Origin of the sequence: Glutamicibacter sp. BW80, assembly GCF_002332385.1 — a bacterium.
Classification (GTDB): Bacteria; Actinomycetota; Actinomycetes; order Actinomycetales; family Micrococcaceae; genus Glutamicibacter.
Genome location: NZ_NRGV01000017.1, coordinates 202,879 through 219,488, shown reverse-complemented (window position 1 = coordinate 219,488; position 16,610 = coordinate 202,879). Strand labels below are relative to the sequence as shown.

Genomic DNA, 16,610 nt, shown 5'->3' with positions numbered 1-16,610 from the left:
ACCGGATTGAGCACTGAGCACATCGCCCTGCCGGCCGGTGCATGGGTGGCGAAATGCCCACGTGTTCTTCGGCTGCGGCTGGCCCGAGAGGCATTCAGCTCCCTTACAACATTTGAGTTAAGGTTCAAGGTAAAGGCTCGCCGTATGAGAACCGCAAACCCGAGAATTTTTGAACCGAACCGTTAACCTTTAACCAAGTACATCGTCCGATCCGAACGGGAAGTGTGGTTCACCCATCGTGAGCGAACAGCAGGGAAGCAAACAGCGCGGCACAGGAATGCTCAAGGAGCCCCGCCCGCTCGGTCCCACCGGTAAACCGCTAACCGAATTCCCGACCCCGCAAGAACTTCCATCGCACGGCCCGGCGCGGGTGATCGCGATGGTTAACCAGAAGGGTGGCGTGGGTAAAACCACCTCCACCATCAACTTGGCCGCCGCGCTCGCCGAATACGGCCGCAAGGTGCTGCTGGTGGACTTCGATCCGCAGGGTGCGCTCTCCGCAGGCTTCGGCATGAATCCACACGAGCTGGACATGACCGTCTACAACGTGCTGATGGACCGTAAAACCGATATCACCGATGCGATCCGCAGCACCGAGGTGGAGAATATCGATCTGTTGCCGGCCAATATCGATCTCTCCGCCGCCGAGGTGCAGCTGGTCAATGAGGTCGCTCGCGAGCAGGCGTTGGAACGCGCGCTGCGCAACGTGATCGACGACTACGACGTGGTGCTCATCGACTGCCAGCCCTCCCTGGGGCTGCTGACCGTCAACGCGTTGACCGCGGCGCACGGCGTGATCATCCCGCTGACCGCGGAATTCTTCGCGCTGCGTGCGGTGGCACTGCTGATGGAAACCATCGACAAGGTCAAGGACCGGCTGAACCAGGTGCTCGAGGTCGACGGCGTGGTGGCCACCATGTACGACGCCCGCACCCTGCACAGCCGCGAGGTCATGTCCCGCCTGGAGGAAGCCTTCGGGGACAAGCTCTTCGAGACGGTTATCAAGCGCACCATCAAATTCGCCGATGCCAACGTCGCCGCCGAACCGATTACCACCTATGCGGGCAATCACCCTGGCGCCGTGGCGTACCGGAATCTCGCGAAGGAACTGATCTACCGTGGTGGCGCCCCTTAATGAGCGCGCAGGCCACCGAAAAAACCGCCACCGACCCATCCGCCACGGATGAGACGGCTGGCGGTTTTCGGCTTGCACTGGAAAATTTCAACGGCCCCTTCGACGTGCTGCTGCACCTGATCACGCAGCGCGAAATGGACATCACCGAGGTGGCGCTGGCCGAGGTCACCGACGAATTCATCGCCTATCTCAAGGAGCTGCAGGGCGCCGGGGACGGGCTGAAGCTGCTCGACGAGACCACCGAATTCCTGGTGGTCGCCTCCACGCTGCTCGATCTCAAGGCGGCCCGGCTGCTGCCGCGCGGCGAAATGGCCGACGAGGAAGACTTCGAGCTGCTCGAAGCACGGGATCTGCTCTTCGCCCGGCTGCTGCAGTACAAGGCGTTCAAGCACGCCGCGGAATTCCTCGGGCAGCGCTACCACGAGGAATCGGCGCGCCGGCCGCGCGAGGTGTCGCTGGAGCCGCAATTCGCCGCGCTGCTGCCGGAACTGATCTTCAACATCGGCCCGGAGAAATTCGCGCAGCTCGCCGCCACGGCTCTGACCCCGAAGCCAGAGCCGGTGACCGAGGTAGGGCTTTCGCACCTGCACGGGGCGAATGTCACCATCGGCGCCGAGGCGGAGGTGATCACCGCGATGCTCACCGAGCGCGGCACCTTGGATTTTGCGGCGCTGATCGCAGACACCAGCGAACAGTTGGTCGTGGTGGTGCGTTTTCTGGCATTGTTGGAGATGTTCAGGCAGAAGGTCATCGTATTCGCGCAACAGGATCCGCTGGGCCGGCTGGAGATTTCCTTGGCCGGCGAGCAGGACTTCGACGTCCAAGCGGTGCAGGATAGCTACGAGGGGAGTGCTGGTGAGCCAGATCATGAGTGAGATTGCACCCATCGACGAGCTCCCCGGAGGGCTCAAATCGGGGCTCGAAGCGGTGCTGATGGTCGCCGATTCGCCCGTATCAACGGCACGTTTGGCCGAAATCTTCGAGCTGCCGGTAGCCCGGATTGCCACCACCTTGGAAGAGCTGGCGACCGAGTATGATGGTAAAGATCGTCCGCGTGGATTTGAACTACGCCGTGTCGCCTCTGGCTGGCGCTTTTATACGCGGACCGATTACGCCGATTTCGTCTCCAGTTATGTGCTCGACGGGCAAACAGCACGCCTTTCGCAGGCCGCCCTAGAAACCCTGGCTGTCATCGCTTACCGACAGCCGGTCTCGCGTGGACGTATTTCGGCGATTCGAGGTGTTAACGTCGATTCGGTGGTGCGCACACTGCTGACTCGGGGGTTGATCACGGAGTACCCGGAAATTGGCGACGGCGGAGCGACGCTGTACCAGACTACCGAGTACTTCCTGGAACGACTGGGACTGGGCACGCTGGAGGAACTTCCGGCGCTCTCCCCGTATCTTCCCGGAGTAGCCGACCTTGAATCGCTCGATTCGGCAACCTACGACGATTAGGCATCCGCGTATATAACGGATGTCGACCGGACACCAGATGCGTCCCGCTTGGCTGAGCGGTGCGCCCGCGATACGTAACAGACAAGGGAAGTACGAACCATGAACAAGGGTTCCTCGGCACCGCGCAATCCGCGTGGCCCCAAGAGCTTCGGCGGCAAGTCCGCCGGCAACAAGTCCTACGGCGAGAAGTCGTACGGCAACCGCTCCGATGACAACAAGTCCTATGGCAATCGTTCCGAGGGTGGTCGCTCTGAGGGCGGTCGTTCCTCCGGCGAGAAGTCGTACGGCAACCGCTCCGAGGGCAATAAGTCCTATGGCGAGAAGTCGTACGGCAACCGCTCCGAGGGCAACAAATCATTCGGTGCGAAGAACGCGTCCGGTGCAAAGCCTTACGGCTCCAAGCCGGGAGCCAGATCCGGCAAACCGGGCGAAAGCCGCGACAAGTCGAGCTCGGCGGCCTTCGGAAAGAACTCCGAGCGCGCCTTCGGCAAGGAGCGCTTCGGCAACTCGGTGCAGTCCAGCTACGCTCGTCCTACCCAGCGCGCTCGCGCCCAGGCACGTGTCGAAAACCAGGCTAACCGCGTGGAGAACCAGGACGGGATCCGTCTGCAGAAGGCCATGGCCAACGCCGGGGTCGCTTCGCGCCGCGTCTGCGAACAGATGATCACCGAGGGCCGGGTTGAGGTCAACGGCTCGCTGATCGTCGAACTCGGTGCCCGCGTGGACCCGAAAAAAGACTCCATCCACGTAGATGGCATGCGTCTGCAGCTGAACCAGTCGAATAAGTACTTCGTGTTCAACAAGCCCAAGCACGTGATGTGCACGATGGATGACCCAGAAGGCCGTCGCACCATCGCCGACTACTTCCGCCACGAGCACGAGTCGCTGCGCCTCTTCCATGTCGGGCGCCTGGACTACAAGACCGAAGGCCTGCTAATCCTGACCAACGACGGGGAACTGGCAAACCGCCTGCAGCACCCGAAGTACGAGGTCCCGAAGACCTACCTGGTGCAGATTCCCGGCCCGATTTCGCGCGCCGCGAGCAATGCCCTGCGCGAAGGCATCCGCTTGGAAGATGGCTGGATCAAGGTTGACGATCTTAAAGTGATTGACACCACGCCGAAGTCCGTGATGGTGGAGGTGACCCTGCACTCGGGCCGCAACCGCATCGTGCGCCGCATGTTCGACGCGGTGGGCCACCCGGTAGAGCGCCTGGTGCGCGTGGGCATCGGCCCGGTCCAGCTGGGCGACCAGAAGCAGGGAACCATCCGGCCACTGGGCAACCAGGAAATCGGACACCTGATGGCCATGGTGGGGATGTAGCCCATGCCCACCTCTCACCTTGCCGGCCCGGTGCTGGTGATCGGCACCGGACTGCTGGGCACATCGGTGGGCCTAGGACTGCGCGCCAAGGGCGTGGCGGTCTACCTGCAGGACATCTCGCCGACCGCGGCGGGCGTGGCCCAGGACATTGGAGCTGGCCAGCCGCTGGATGCGCAGACGCGCATCGCCCCGGAGCTGGTGGTCATCGGCGCTCCGCCGGATGTCACCGCCGCGCTGGTGGCCGAAGCATTGCTGGCCTACCCGAACGCGACGGTGGTGGACATCGCCAGCGTGAAGGGCTCGATCCTCGACGCCGTATGCGCCGACCAGCGGCTGGGTGAGGCCGAACTCGCCCGCTATGTGGGAACGCACCCGATGGCAGGACGGGAGAAATCCGGTCCGGCCGCCGCGCGTGGGGCGCTGTTCACCTCGATGCCGTGGGTCATCTGCGCGCATGCGCAGGCTACCGCGGCCAGCGTGAAGACCGCCGAGGCGCTGGCCATCGATCTGGGGGCAACCCTGCATCGCATGGATGTGCGGACCCACGACGAGTCGGTCGCGCTGACCAGCCACTTCCCGCAGGCAGCCAGCTCGATGATCGCCTCGCGGCTGCTCAACGCCGAGGCCCACCAGCTGGGCCTGGCAGGCAACGGACTGCGCGACATGACCCGCATCGCGGCCAGCGATGAGAAGTTGTGGATCCAGATTTTCGCGCATAACGCCACCGCGCTGATCCCGATCCTCTCGGGGATGAAGGAAGACCTGGACAGGCTGATCAACACGCTGCACAACCCGCAGGGCCCTGGGGCGCTGCTGGATCTGTCGCAGCTGATGAGCGAGGGCAACGCCGGGCAGGCGCGGATTCCGGGCAAGCACGGTGCGCCGCCGCAAGCCTTTGCGTTGGTCACCGTTGTGGTGGATGACAAGCCGGGGCAGATCGCCGCGCTGATGGCAGACATCGGGGCAGCGGGGATCAACCTGGAGGATCTGCGCATGGAGCACTCCGCCGGACACCAGGTAGGCCTGGTGGACGTGTCGGTGCTCCCTGGCCGGCGCGATGAACTGATAAACGTATTGACGAACAACGGATGGAAAGTAGCCCAGTGACGCACGCAGCTAACCCGACGAACCTTGTCGTTGCCATCGACGGACCCAGCGGTTCGGGCAAGTCCTCGGTCTCCAAGGCCGTGGCCCGCGCACTGGGCGCGGCCTATCTTGATACCGGTGCAATGTACCGGGCGATCACCTATTCGGTGCTCGAAGCGGGAACCGATTTGAGCGACGCAGACGCGATCGCCCAAGCGGTGCGCGCGGCGACGCTGGAGATTTCGGTGGATCCGGACCGCGAGCAGGTGGTCATCGGGGATACCGTGGTGACCGACGCAATTCGTGAACCCCGCATTTCCGAGCAGGTTTCGGCGGTGGCAACCAATCTGGAGGCCCGCGCCGAGCTGGTGCGCCGGCAACGCGAAATCATCGCTGCCAACGAGCGCATCGTCGCCGAGGGACGCGATATCACCACCGTTGTCGCCCCGGACGCGGAAGCCCGCATCCTGCTGACCGCTTCCGAACAAGCGCGCCTGCGCCGCCGCGGAATCCAACTCGGCGGAACTCAAGACGCGAACCAGCTCCAGGCCCAGGTGCTGGAACGGGACGAAAAAGATTCGACGGTAGTGAACTTCACCCAGGCCGCCGACGGAGTCATCACCGTGGACTCCTCGGACCTGGATTTTGAGCAGACCGTTGCAGCCGTGCTTGACGCAATCGCCACGGCTGCGAAAAAGTAGTACCAACTAAGCCATAACCGGCGCCCATCCTCGGCGAGAGCCGATGAAGATTCACGTCCCGCCCGAAACAACGGGTTGGACCTATCGCCTTGAAGGGAAAATCATGAGCGAGCACAACACCTCCCACGACGGGGAATACACCCCGGTCGTAGACGACGATATCGCCGAGCGCCTAGCCGAACTGAGCGAGGAAGACGCGGAAATCCGTACCCGCGCCCTGCTCTCCGGCCTCGAAGACTATGACCTGGATGCGGAGGACTCCGCCCTGCTTTCGGGTCTGGACGATGACTCCGAGGACGATTCAGACGTTGTCATCCCACCGGTCCTGGCCATCATCGGCCGCCCCAATGTAGGCAAGTCGACCTTGGTCAACCGCATCCTCGGCCGCCGCGAAGCGGTCGTGGAAGACGTTCCGGGGGTCACCCGTGACCGTGTTTCCTACTCGGCCGAGTGGCTGGGCCGCCCGTTCAGCGTGGTTGACACCGGTGGTTGGGAGCACGATGCCAAGGGCATCCACGCCTCGGTTGCCGACCAAGCCGAAATCGCCGCCGACGTGGCTGACGCGATCCTCTTCGTTGTCGACTCGCATGTGGGCGCCACCGCGACCGACGAGGCAGTGGTGAAGATGCTGCGCAAGAAGCGCAAGCCGGTCTTCCTGGTCGCCAACAAGGTCGACGATTTCAACCAGGAAGCCGAAGCCGCCACCCTGTGGGGCCTTGGATTCGGCCAGCCATGGCCGGTATCCGCCCTGCACGGCCGCGGCACCGCGGACCTGCTGGACGCGGTGATGGAGAAGCTGCCCAAGCACTCCGCCCACGGTGGAGTGATCCCTTCGGGTGGCCCGCGCCGTATCGCACTGATCGGCCGCCCCAACGTGGGCAAGAGCTCGCTGCTGAACAAGCTCGCAGGCTCCGAGCGTGTGGTCGTCGACGATTACGCCGGCACCACCCGCGACCCGGTTGATGAGCTCATCGAACTCGGTGGCGAAGTCTGGCGCTTCGTGGATACCGCAGGTATCCGCCGCCGCCAGCATATGGCGCAGGGCTCGGACTACTACGCCTCGCTGCGTACCCAGACGGCTCTGGAAAAGGCGGAAGTTGCGGTGGTGCTACTGGCCGCGAATGAAACCGTTTCCGAGCAGGACGTGCGCATCATCCAATTGGCCGTCGACGCCGGCCGTGCACTGGTGCTTGTGTTCAACAAGTGGGATGAGGTGGACGAGGATCGCCGCTACTACCTGGAGCAGGAGATCGAGCGCGACCTGGCCCACATCGAGTGGGCGCCGCGCATGAACATGTCCGCGCTGACCGGTTGGCACAAGGACAAGATGGTTCCGGCGTTGCATACCGCGCTGGAATCCTGGGATAAGCGTGTTCCGACCGGCAAGCTTAACGCCTTCCTCGGCGAATTGGTTGCGGCGCACCCGCACCCGGTGCGCGGTGGCAAGCAGCCGCGGATCCTCTTCGGCACCCAGGCCTCGTCCCGTCCACCGAAGTTCGTGCTGTTCACCTCCGGATTCCTGGATCCGGGTTACCGCCGCTTCATCGCCCGCCGCCTGCGCGAGACCTTTGGTTTCGAAGGCACCCCGCTCGAAGTTTCGATGCGTATCCGCGAGCGTCGCAGCCGTACCCGGTAACGGTTCGAAAATTACCCCGCATATGAGGTAGGGTAATTAAGGAGCTTTTCGTAGACGGCACCCCGGGCCGAAAGGCACGGGGATAACGGCTGCGAGAGCATCGGGCTATGGCGCAGCTTGGTAGCGCGCCTGACTGGGGGTCAGGAGGTCGCAGGTTCAAATCCTGTTAGCCCGACCAGCTGAAAAACCCCGGCGATAATACGTTTTCGCCGGGGTTTTGGCATGTCGAAACGCATGTGAGCGCGGCTTTCGCTAGTATTTTCATACCCGGGTGAAAGGTCCCAACTCATGCTGCGCAGTTTCCGACAGGTCGACGTCTTTGGCGTAGAGCACTATAAGGGCAACCCGGTAGGCGTCGTGCTGGACGCGGTGGGACTGAGCGACGAGGATCTGCGCGATTATTCGGTGTGGTCGAATTTGTCGGAGTGCACCTTTGTCTACCCGCCATCCTCGCGGCAGGCCGACTACCGGTTCCGAATATTCAGCCTCAGCACAGAGCTTCCCTTTGCCGGCCACCCCACCTTGGGTACCGCCCGGGCATGGCTGGATCAGGGTGGAGTACCGCGCCAGGCGGGAATGATTATCGCCGAATGCGAGGCGGGTCTCGTGCCGATTCGCATCGAAGATGACCTGCTCAGTTTCGTTTCTCCTGCTGCCACTCGCACCGGGGAGGTCGAGCCAGGCTATCTGGCAGAGGTAATCGAGATCTTGGGTGTCCCCGCCGAAAGCGTGCTCGCCGCCCAATGGGTGGACAACGGCCCGGGCTGGGTAGGGCTGCAGCTTTCCGATGCGGCAACGGTTCTGGGTTTGAACCCCAATGCTGCCGGTCACCCCGGTGATTGGAATATCGGTGTCATCGGCGCCTTGGAACCGGGAGAGAGCTCGACCGGGGAAGACTATGAAGTGCGCACCTTCTTCACCGAAGACGGTTTCGATATGCGCGAAGATCCGGTGACGGGAAGTTTCAACGCGGCCGTCGCAGCGTGGATGCTGGATACCGATCGTGCCCGGGCGCCGTACGTGGTGCGCCAGGGAACTGCGATGAATCGACGCGGTCGCCTCGAAATTTCGGTCGCCGATGGCCAGCTTTGGGTCGGCGGCGCAACGCACGTAGCCATCTCGGGACAGATCGACCTCTGAAATACCAGCCAAGACCGCTGACCAATGCACGTTCGGTACCTGGCCTTGGCAGCGGCGAAGTCCACGCGTAGTGTGGAATGCATGGGAACGTTGTTTTTGTAGACCGGGACACCGTGTTGAGTCATACTCCGCGGTGGGTCCTTCGCGTGAACCCCGGGATAATCCCGGGGTCATGTCGAGAGTCCGGTCCATTTTCGGCTCTTAGCCGACGACTATCCGTGTAGCCGATAGCGCACCCCAGCTTCGGCTTGCGAGGGAGGATATCCCCATGTCCCGCGAACCCGTACATCCAGAAAATCCGCAGCGTCCAGTCAACGGCTTCGAAAGCTTCCAATGTTCGCTCGAACAGGTCAGCCTCAGCTTCGGCGATCGCGATGTGCTGCAGGACGTTGAGCTGCATGTGGCCGCGCACCAAAGACTTGCCATACTTGGCGACAATGGAGCCGGTAAATCAACGTTATTGCGGCTGCTTGCCGGTACGTTGGCGCCTACGTCGGGTCAGCGCCGCGTTCGCGTGCCCGGTGGTATCGCCATGGCCAGCCAGCATCCACAGTTCGCATCCGGTGCCACCGTGCAGCAGGCCATCGACGGCTACCACAGGACCTTCCGCGACCTTGAGCAGCTGCTCACCGCCATCGGCCTGCGCTTGGAACACGCATCTGAGGACGAAGCCGCACGACTTCTTGTTCAGCTGTCTCAAGTGACAGCGCTCTATGAAGCACGTCAAGGCTACTCGCTGGAGCGGCGGCTAAACCGTGCCTTGGAACAGCTTGGCCTAGGTGAAGTTGATCGCAACGCTCCATTGACGACCTTATCTGGCGGCCAAAGGTCTCGGTTGACCCTGTCCGCGGTGCTGTGCGCAGAGGCGCAGCTGTTACTTCTGGACGAACCGACCAATGATTTGGATGACACCGCCCTGGAATGGCTGGAACAGAGCCTGCATGCCCATCGAGGTGCGCTGGTGGTGGTCAGCCATGACCGGATGTTTTTACGCAGGTTCGCCCACGATATCGTGCAAGTGCATCAGGGAAAGCTGCAGCATTATGGTGATGGCTACCTAGGATTTTTAAGTGAGAAAAAACGAGAACGCGAGCGGCTGATCGCTGAACATGAGAAGTGGAGCCAGGAACTTGAACGGGCTCGCAAGCTGGTGCTCAAAAATGCGTCTCGGGTGTCAGCTGTACCGCGAAAGCGCGAAAAGGCGGGATTTGGGCACGGTTCGTTTCGACAGCGTAGCCGTACTCATGGTTCGACGAGCAAAACACGTCAGGCCAAGTCTCGTATCAACGAGCTAACCGCAGCACCTGCCGTGGAACCGGCCAGGGAGCTGCATTTTGCCTTGCCCGAGGCAACCGAGCGAAACGGTGGCACCCGCGAAGAACTGATCTTAGTTGATGGTGCGTCACGCAGTAAGGCACCGGCGGTACACGCAGACAGGTTCATCATCAGGACGGGGGAGCGGTGGCTGGTCTCAGGGCCCAACGCTGCGGGTAAATCAGCACTATTGCGGGTACTCGCCGGTGAACTTCCGGTAGACCATGGACTCGTGGCGCACGCTTCGCAGTTGAGCGTGCAATGGTTGCGGCAGGAATTAGGCGCTCTGCCCGGGCAAAGCGTCGTTGAAGCTTTTGCCTTGGCAATTGACGAGTATGTACCGCAAGCATGGGTAAAGCTGGCGCACTTGGGGCTTTTCGAGCCGCAGGATTTCTCACGCCATCCGCAAAGCCTCTCGGTGGGTCAACAACGACGGCTGGAATTGGCGGTCGCCCTGTCTAGCGGGGCTGAGTTGCTATTGCTCGATGAACCGACGAACCATCTGTCCCCAGAACTCGTGGAAAGCGTGGAAGAAGCCCTAGCCGACTATGCCGGAACCGTCATCACGGTGACCCACGATCGGCGTTGGCAGCAAAAACTCTTCGAGTCCTTCCAAGTGCGGCGCCTGCTTGTTGCACCGGGTGGGACCGTCACCGAAGTCCGCTGAGGGCGGCGAAGGCACTGCACGGACGGTGGTACACCAAGGTGAGGCTCGGAAAGGGTGTATCCAGAAATGCTTTATCGGCGTAGATTTTGAGCCAGTGACTTCGGCAAAGGTGAGATGTAAATAATCTCGGCTTGTGTCGACGTTCACAGTTCACTTATAGTTAGTGTGCGATATGCGAATCTAATGTTCGATTATCGAACACCTAAGTTTTGAGCCAAAGCGTTCACAGAGAAGTGAGGATGAAGCTGTGCAGTTTCACCACAATGGATATGTATCGGGCGACCCACGCATCGAGCCGGCCGCCGGAACCGGTCTCAACCGACCGGCCGACCTTCCGGACGCGATGGACGTATTGATCGTCGGTGCTGGTCCCGCGGGTATCATTACTGCTGCGCAGCTTTCGCAGTTCCCCGAGGTGCACACGCGCATTATCGACCGGCGCCCGCACCGCTTGGAAATCGGTCAGGCCGACGGCATCCAGGCGCGCAGTGTCGAAACTTTCCAGGCCTTCGGCTTTGCTGAACACATCACCGCCGAGGCTTACCAGATCAAGGAAACCATCTTCTGGGAGCCGGATCCGAAGAACCCGGAGAACATCATCCGCGGCGCCCGCACGCCCGATGACGCTCACGGCATTAGCGAATTTCCACACCTGATCGTGAACCAGGCTCGCGTTATTGACTACTTTGCCGACTACGCAAACAACTCTCCAGCACGAATCACCCCGGACTACGGCTGGGAATTCAAGACACTTGAAGTCCATGACGGCGAGGAATACCCGGTCAAGGCCACCTTGATTTCCACCGATGGTGAGACCAAGGGCCAAGAACGCGTTGTGCGTGCCAAGTACGTCGTTGGCTCGGACGGAGCCCGTAGCGGCGTGCGTCGTTCCATCGGTGCGCAACTCGCCGGCGGCGCAGCAAACCATGCGTGGGGCGTTATGGACACTCTCGCGCTGACCGATTTCCCTGACATTCGCACCAAATGCGCCATCCACTCCCAGGCTGGCTCGATATTGCTGATCCCTCGCGAGGGTGGCAACTTGTTCCGGCTTTATGTGGACCTAGGCGAGGTTCCAGAAGACAACAAGGGCAAGGTCCGTGAAACCACCTTGGAACAGGTCATCGAGCACGCCAAGGCGATCCTGCACCCATACACGCTTGAGGTGAAAGACGTTGCGTGGAATAGCGTTTACGAGGTTGGCCACCGACTGACGGACCGCTTCGACGATGTCCAGGTCGAAGAGATCGGTACTCGGGAGCCACGCGTCTTCATCACCGGCGACGCTTGCCACACCCACTCGGCCAAGGCCGGCCAAGGCATGAACGTGTCCATGCAAGACGGTTTCAACCTCGCTTGGAAGCTCGGCTACGTGCTCTCCGGCCGGGCTCCCGAAGAGCTGCTGCGCACCTATTCGGGCGAGCGCCAGGTCATCGCAAAGAACCTGATCGACTTCGATAAGGAGTGGTCCTCGTTGATGGCGGCCAAGCCTGAAGAATTTGAAGGCAAGGAAGGTATCGCTGAGTTCTATGTGCGTACCGCCGAATTCCCTGCAGGCTTCATGACCGAATACCAGCCCTCGATTCTGACCGGCGAAAAAGAACATCAGGACCTGGCCAAGGGTTTCCCTATCGGCAAGCGTTTCAAATCATCTGAGGTCATGCGCCTAGGTGACAACAATCCTGTGCACTTGGGCCACCACCACCGCGCAGACGGTCGATACCGTATCTACGTGTTCGCCGACCAGGCTGTGGCCGGCGCCGATTCGAAGGTGACCAACCTGTCGAAGTGGCTGCTCGAATCGCCAGAATCACCAATCGTCAAGTTCACCCCGGCTGGTGCCGATATTGATTCACTTTTCGACGTAAAGGTCGTCTTCCAGCAGGACTACACCACCTTCAACCTCAATGACGCGCCGAAGGTCTTCCGTCCCAACAGCGGCAAGTTCGGGCTGATGGACTACGAGAAGGTCTACGCGGTGCTCGATGGCTCAGATATCTACGCGAAGCGTGACATCTCGGCTAACGGTGCCATTGTGATCGTCCGCCCTGATCAGTACGTTGCAAATATCCTGCCGCTGGATGCGACGGCCGAGCTGGCGACCTTCTTCGACGGTGTTCTGGTTCCGAAGAACTAGGCTGCTCACGAAGCCTGACCAGACTACCCAAGGTCAATGATTGCCCCGTCACGAATCACGTGGCGGGGCAATCGTCATTGCTACCGGAATATTCAGATCTTGATTGCTGTTCTCTATGCTAAGAACCGCCACCGTTTGGGGAGCACAATGGAATTCAAATTTGATTTGCAGCAAGTCTCGGAGTCCGATATGGCGTGTGTTGATGGTGTATGTTTTGTTCCGCCAGCCTCGACCCGGGATGAGGTCACTGATTCAGCTGTGCAAGAAGAAAGTCACGAAGTACCACCGCGTGATTAACTTCCTCGTCTTTTGCCGCGTAGATGAAGGTAACGACTGGTTGTTCGGCGACCAGCTCCAAGAATTCGTCAATAGCCGGATTCTGGTTTAGCTCTTGACGGTAATGCTCTGCAAACTCATCAAAACGCGCCGGATCGTGCTGCCAAGACTTGCGTAGTTCATTTGACGGTGCGATGCCTTTGGCCCACCGCTCCACACAGAGTTTCTCTTTGGTTTGCCCGCGTGGCCACAAACGATCGACCAGGACCCGATATCCGTCGGATGCTTCAGCGTCGATGTATGCGCGTTTGAGCCGAATATCAGTCACGTTATTTTCGGTCATTGAGCTTCATCGCGTGTGCCGGAGCGGCGCTATGCTTCATGGCGCGCCTCCAGGTCTTTGACGCGCGTTCCCCGTCGACGCAAGATCATCCAGGTAATGAAGATGACCAAGAAGATGGCTGCGGCGCCGATGGCTCCAACAAGTGTGGCGCCACCGAACCAGGTCGCGCCAGTATTCAAAATTGCCTGAGCCTTCTGCGCGGCATCCGAGCCGTTCCAGAAGATTCCAAGCGTTAGCCAATTAGGCAGTGCGAGAATGATTGCCAGGACCGCAATAACTCCGCGCCATCGCCAGCTCAACTTGCGGAACCGAACCTGCCACAGCACGAGCAGCGGGATCAACGTAAAGACAAACCCGAGAGAGAACCCCGAAATCCAGCCTCCGGTGGCCGATCCAATATTTTGGCTTGAAATTCGAGTTGCCCACCAAACTGGCATAAAAATCGTAGCAATCGCATAGATTGCCAAGATCGTGATAACTGCAAGTGAACCTAGTATGAGCCGTAGTTTCCAGTTTGAACGCTTATTGACAGGCGCGGATTCTCCGCGTGTTGCCGGTGCAGTGGCATTCGAATTCTCTTCCATGCAGGAATCATTGCACGTTTGAGCATGCCAAGCATTGAAAATGTGTAATTTCGTGTTATCTCTTGAGCGTTGAGTAGGCTAATCTGGAGATAGTCTGGTGCAAACCACCAAACACCCGTTTAACCGAAGGTCGTCAAGCGCGAGCTTGAGAGCAAATTTTCTTGGAGGACCCCAAATGTCTAAACATGGGCCGGTTGACCCGCACAACGAGTCTGCCTCCGAAACGACCAATATCTCCTTGCCGGCAGCTCACAAGACTGCAGAGCCGTCGGTAATTTATCCGCTGTCCGAGGACGAACGCGCTGCGGTCTCAGCACTTCCTGCGGGATCTGCGCTACTGGTTGCCCATACGGGACCAAATAAGGGAGCCCGCTTCCTGCTGGACACCAATTCCAGCATTGCCGGTCGCCACCCGGATGCGGACATTTTCTTGGACGATGTCACGGTTTCTCGACGGCACGCAAAGTTTGAGCGCGTTGGCGACGTTTTCAAGCTCACCGACATTGGTTCGTTGAATGGAACCTACATCAACGGCGACCGTATCGACTCGGTGACTTTGGCCAACGCGGTACAGGTGCAGATCGGTAAGTTCCGTCTGAATTTCTACCAGAGCGTACCTAACGTTTAAACTAGTGAAGAACTAGTCTCCTGGCAGCCTCTCAATCGGCTGTCATGCCGCCTAACTACTTGAGGAGATTCTCCTTTGCCAATCTTTGATGCAGCCCGTAGCCCACGACTCGAGGCAGTACGCCACGAGAACGTGAGGGTGGCAGCACTGAATATCGGCGAGGTGCTCTCTGAACTGAAAGGCGAATTCCCACGGGTGACTGCCTCCAAGATTCGATTCTTGGAGGACAAGGGACTAATTATCCCGCAGCGTACCTCGGCCGGATATCGGAAATATTCCGCCTCCGATGTGAGTCGACTTCGATTCATCCTCTCTGTACAGCGCGATCAGTACCTTCCGCTCAAGGTCATCAAGGACCACCTCGATGCCATTGACCGTGGTGAAGCTCCCGCGGCATTGCCCGGTGGCGCGCCCACAGCACCGCAGGCAGTCAATAGCGACATGGTTGAGGCAGTCGACCGTCATTCACGTCCCGTCTCCCTAGCGGAGCTTCAGGGGCTTACCGGAGCCAGCGAAGAGCTCGTCAACGAGCTAATTAACTTTGGCCTGATCGAGCCTGAATCGGGCAACTTCGATGTCCACGGCGTGCGGGTCACCAAGTCCGCCGTTGATCTCTCCCATCACGGTATTGAGCCTCGCCACCTTCGTCAGTTCCGTACCGCTGCAGAACGCGAGTTCTCCTTGATCGAGTCCATTATTGGTGCGGACTTGAAAAAGCCTGAGGTCTCCGCGCGCGCTCGGGCAACCGAAGAAGCTCAAGAAATCTCGCGACAGTGCCTAGAACTTCATGAAGCGCTCGTACAGCGTGCGATTTCGCAGCTTGATCGCTAGGCTGATAGCAGGAACGAGTTCGCAACGCTAGGGGGAGTGCATGCTTGAACTAGAATTTGCCGGTATCCGGATTCAGCTTCCATCGAATCAGCCGCTGCTACTGCTTAAGCGTCATGAGCAGAATTTGTATCTCCCTCTCTGGATTGGCGCACCCGAAGCATCCGCTATCGCAATGTCGGAACAGGGGCTCACCCCGCCACGACCCATGACTCACGATCTGATAGTTAACATGCTCGAAGCTCTGGAAATTAAACTTGTGCGAATCGAGATCGTCTCGGTGCAGAACGCAATTTTCACCGCCGAGTTGGTGCTGTCCAACGGCAAGCGCGTCGACTCGCGGTCTTCTGACGCAGTTGCGCTGGCGGTACGTACGCAATGCCCGATCCTGTGCACCGAAGAAGTCATGGAATCAGCGGGGGTCGCCATCGAAATCGAGTCCGAAGACGAAGAGCTTCCCGAGGAACAAATGCGTGAATTCAGAGAGTTCCTTGACAATATTGACCCCGAAGATTTCTCGGCTTAGCTGGTCTTCGGCCTGCCATTTGCGACACGCCTTAAAGTTAAGCTTGAAGGTCTTTGACCAACGCCCCTTATAGCCGTACCGTCGAAGCATAGAGAAAATTCCTGTTGACCGATACTAGGTTCGTCATCACTCGCACCGGTCAGTCGCATGAAATTCTCTGGCCTCTCAATTGAATGAGCTTACACGCTAGGAGTATTTGGATGGAGTCTAGCCAGACCGGTCCTCGCCATGGGACCACCGGTGGCGTTCAGCGATCCAATACCCAAGGTTTGCTCTTCACTGATGATCTGCCCGAGCTGGATGAACATGCCGGCTACCGGGGACCAGTTGTATGCAAGGCTGCCGGGATTACCTACCGACAGCTGGACTACTGGGCTCGTACTGGTCTGGTTGAACCGGCGGTCCGTGAAGCCAAAGGATCCGGTACTCAGCGCCTGTATTCGTTCCGCGATATCCTGGTCCTGAAAGTGGTTAAGCGCCTATTGGACACCGGCGTCTCGCTGCAGCAGATCCGCACAGCGGTAAGCCATCTCCGCGAACGTGGTGTGGAAGATCTGGCCCAGATTACCTTGATGAGCGATGGCGCTTCGGTTTACGAGTGCACCAGTGCCGACGAAGTCATAGACCTGGTCCAGGCCGGTCAGGGTGTCTTCGGTATCGCCGTTGGCCGAGTATGGCGCGAAGTTGAAGGAACGTTGGCAATGCTGCCATCGGAAAGCACGGGGGACCAGTTGGTCACCGATGAGCTCGCTTCCCGACGCGCTGCCAAGGCCGCCCGTAACGTTAGCTGAATAGTACCTAGAATTGCGAAAGCTTCGGCTCGAACAA

Annotated in this window: 16 protein-coding genes and 1 tRNA gene; 15 read left to right on the top strand and 2 right to left on the bottom strand. The window is 59.8% G+C overall.

The window, feature by feature from the left end:
* The first annotated feature begins 277 nt into the window (after positions 1-277).
* The 11 genes from CIK76_RS05430 (at position 278) to CIK76_RS05380 (ending at position 12,597) form a co-directional block, all read left to right on the top strand.
* Positions 278-1,135, top strand: coding sequence for a ParA family protein (locus CIK76_RS05430; protein WP_176484102.1), 858 nt, complete (start codon positions 278-280; stop codon positions 1,133-1,135).
* Entirely contained in the window at positions 1,135-2,010 is an 876-nt protein-coding gene (locus CIK76_RS05425; RefSeq protein WP_096284207.1) for a segregation/condensation protein A, read from the top strand. Before CIK76_RS05430 ends, CIK76_RS05425 begins: the two co-directional genes overlap by 1 nt.
* Complete coding sequence (gene scpB / locus CIK76_RS05420; protein ID WP_096284271.1) at positions 2,003-2,593, top strand: SMC-Scp complex subunit ScpB; 591 nt, start codon at positions 2,003-2,005, stop codon at positions 2,591-2,593. Before CIK76_RS05425 ends, scpB begins: the two co-directional genes overlap by 8 nt.
* 99 nt (positions 2,594-2,692) lie before the next feature.
* Positions 2,693-3,916, top strand: coding sequence for a pseudouridine synthase (locus CIK76_RS05415; protein WP_096284205.1), 1,224 nt, complete (start codon positions 2,693-2,695; stop codon positions 3,914-3,916).
* A 3-nt stretch (positions 3,917-3,919) separates the two neighbouring features.
* Positions 3,920-5,023 carry a prephenate dehydrogenase gene (locus CIK76_RS05410; protein WP_096284203.1) on the top strand — a complete coding sequence of 368 codons (1,104 nt, stop codon included), beginning with the start codon at positions 3,920-3,922 and terminating at the stop codon, positions 5,021-5,023.
* Positions 5,005-5,703, top strand: a complete 699-nt coding sequence (cmk, locus tag CIK76_RS05405; protein ID WP_096284200.1) for a (d)CMP kinase — start codon at positions 5,005-5,007, stop codon at positions 5,701-5,703. Before CIK76_RS05410 ends, cmk begins: the two co-directional genes overlap by 19 nt.
* 103 nt (positions 5,704-5,806) lie before the next feature.
* Positions 5,807-7,339: a ribosome biogenesis GTPase Der gene (der, locus tag CIK76_RS05400; protein WP_096284198.1), complete on the top strand. Its 1,533-nt coding sequence runs from the start codon at positions 5,807-5,809 to the stop codon at positions 7,337-7,339.
* Between the two features lie 101 nt (positions 7,340-7,440).
* A tRNA-Pro gene (locus CIK76_RS05395) sits at positions 7,441-7,517 on the top strand.
* A 110-nt stretch (positions 7,518-7,627) separates the two neighbouring features.
* Complete coding sequence (locus CIK76_RS05390; protein ID WP_096284196.1) at positions 7,628-8,479, top strand: PhzF family phenazine biosynthesis protein; 852 nt, start codon at positions 7,628-7,630, stop codon at positions 8,477-8,479.
* Positions 8,480-8,747: 268 nt separating this feature from the next.
* Positions 8,748-10,460, top strand: coding sequence for an ABC-F family ATP-binding cassette domain-containing protein (locus CIK76_RS05385; RefSeq protein WP_096284194.1), 1,713 nt, complete (start codon positions 8,748-8,750; stop codon positions 10,458-10,460).
* A gap of 247 nt (positions 10,461-10,707) precedes the next feature.
* Positions 10,708-12,597, top strand: a complete 1,890-nt coding sequence (locus CIK76_RS05380; RefSeq protein WP_096284192.1) for an FAD-binding monooxygenase — start codon at positions 10,708-10,710, stop codon at positions 12,595-12,597.
* A 244-nt stretch (positions 12,598-12,841) separates the two neighbouring features.
* Here CIK76_RS05380 and CIK76_RS05375 read toward each other — a convergent pair whose 3' ends face one another.
* Both CIK76_RS05375 and CIK76_RS19010 read right to left on the bottom strand, forming a co-directional pair.
* Complete coding sequence (locus tag CIK76_RS05375; RefSeq protein WP_096284190.1) at positions 12,842-13,216, bottom strand: DUF488 family protein; 375 nt, start codon at positions 13,214-13,216, stop codon at positions 12,842-12,844.
* 29 nt (positions 13,217-13,245) lie between these two features.
* Positions 13,246-13,800, bottom strand: a complete 555-nt coding sequence (locus CIK76_RS19010) for a permease (RefSeq protein WP_141393480.1) — start codon at positions 13,798-13,800, stop codon at positions 13,246-13,248.
* A 175-nt stretch (positions 13,801-13,975) separates the two neighbouring features.
* Here CIK76_RS19010 and CIK76_RS05365 point away from each other — a divergent pair, with 175 nt between their 5' ends.
* The 4 genes from CIK76_RS05365 to CIK76_RS05350 all read left to right on the top strand — a co-directional run bounded on the left by CIK76_RS05365 (position 13,976) and on the right by CIK76_RS05350 (position 16,573).
* The gene (locus tag CIK76_RS05365; protein WP_096284186.1) at positions 13,976-14,428 is read left to right on the top strand and encodes an FHA domain-containing protein; all 453 of its coding nucleotides are present in this window, start codon (positions 13,976-13,978) and stop codon (positions 14,426-14,428) included.
* A gap of 75 nt (positions 14,429-14,503) precedes the next feature.
* The gene (locus tag CIK76_RS05360; RefSeq protein WP_096284184.1) at positions 14,504-15,259 is read left to right on the top strand and encodes a MerR family transcriptional regulator; all 756 of its coding nucleotides are present in this window, start codon (positions 14,504-14,506) and stop codon (positions 15,257-15,259) included.
* Between the two features lie 40 nt (positions 15,260-15,299).
* Positions 15,300-15,782, top strand: a complete 483-nt coding sequence (locus CIK76_RS05355) for a bifunctional nuclease family protein (protein WP_096284182.1) — start codon at positions 15,300-15,302, stop codon at positions 15,780-15,782.
* Between the two features lie 200 nt (positions 15,783-15,982).
* On the top strand, positions 15,983-16,573 hold the full coding sequence (locus CIK76_RS05350; RefSeq protein WP_096284180.1) for a MerR family transcriptional regulator: 591 nt from the start codon (positions 15,983-15,985) through the stop codon (positions 16,571-16,573).
* The last annotated feature ends 37 nt before the right edge of the window (positions 16,574-16,610 follow it).

Coding starts and splice junctions, on each gene's coding strand:
- CIK76_RS05425 (WP_096284207.1), top strand. CDS start 1,135: ATGAGCGCGCAGGCCACCGAAAAAACCGCCACCGACCCATCCGCCACG.
- CIK76_RS05350 (WP_096284180.1), top strand. CDS start 15,983: ATGGAGTCTAGCCAGACCGGTCCTCGCCATGGGACCACCGGTGGCGTT.
- CIK76_RS05415 (WP_096284205.1), top strand. CDS start 2,693: ATGAACAAGGGTTCCTCGGCACCGCGCAATCCGCGTGGCCCCAAGAGC.
- CIK76_RS05375 (WP_096284190.1), bottom strand. CDS start 13,216: ATGACCGAAAATAACGTGACTGATATTCGGCTCAAACGCGCATACATC.
- CIK76_RS05355 (WP_096284182.1), top strand. CDS start 15,300: ATGCTTGAACTAGAATTTGCCGGTATCCGGATTCAGCTTCCATCGAAT.
- cmk (WP_096284200.1), top strand. CDS start 5,005: ATGGAAAGTAGCCCAGTGACGCACGCAGCTAACCCGACGAACCTTGTC.
- CIK76_RS05385 (WP_096284194.1), top strand. CDS start 8,748: ATGTCCCGCGAACCCGTACATCCAGAAAATCCGCAGCGTCCAGTCAAC.
- CIK76_RS05365 (WP_096284186.1), top strand. CDS start 13,976: ATGTCTAAACATGGGCCGGTTGACCCGCACAACGAGTCTGCCTCCGAA.
- der (WP_096284198.1), top strand. CDS start 5,807: ATGAGCGAGCACAACACCTCCCACGACGGGGAATACACCCCGGTCGTA.
- CIK76_RS05410 (WP_096284203.1), top strand. CDS start 3,920: ATGCCCACCTCTCACCTTGCCGGCCCGGTGCTGGTGATCGGCACCGGA.
- CIK76_RS05390 (WP_096284196.1), top strand. CDS start 7,628: ATGCTGCGCAGTTTCCGACAGGTCGACGTCTTTGGCGTAGAGCACTAT.
- CIK76_RS05430 (WP_176484102.1), top strand. CDS start 278: ATGCTCAAGGAGCCCCGCCCGCTCGGTCCCACCGGTAAACCGCTAACC.
- CIK76_RS19010 (WP_141393480.1), bottom strand. CDS start 13,800: ATGGAAGAGAATTCGAATGCCACTGCACCGGCAACACGCGGAGAATCC.
- scpB (WP_096284271.1), top strand. CDS start 2,003: ATGAGTGAGATTGCACCCATCGACGAGCTCCCCGGAGGGCTCAAATCG.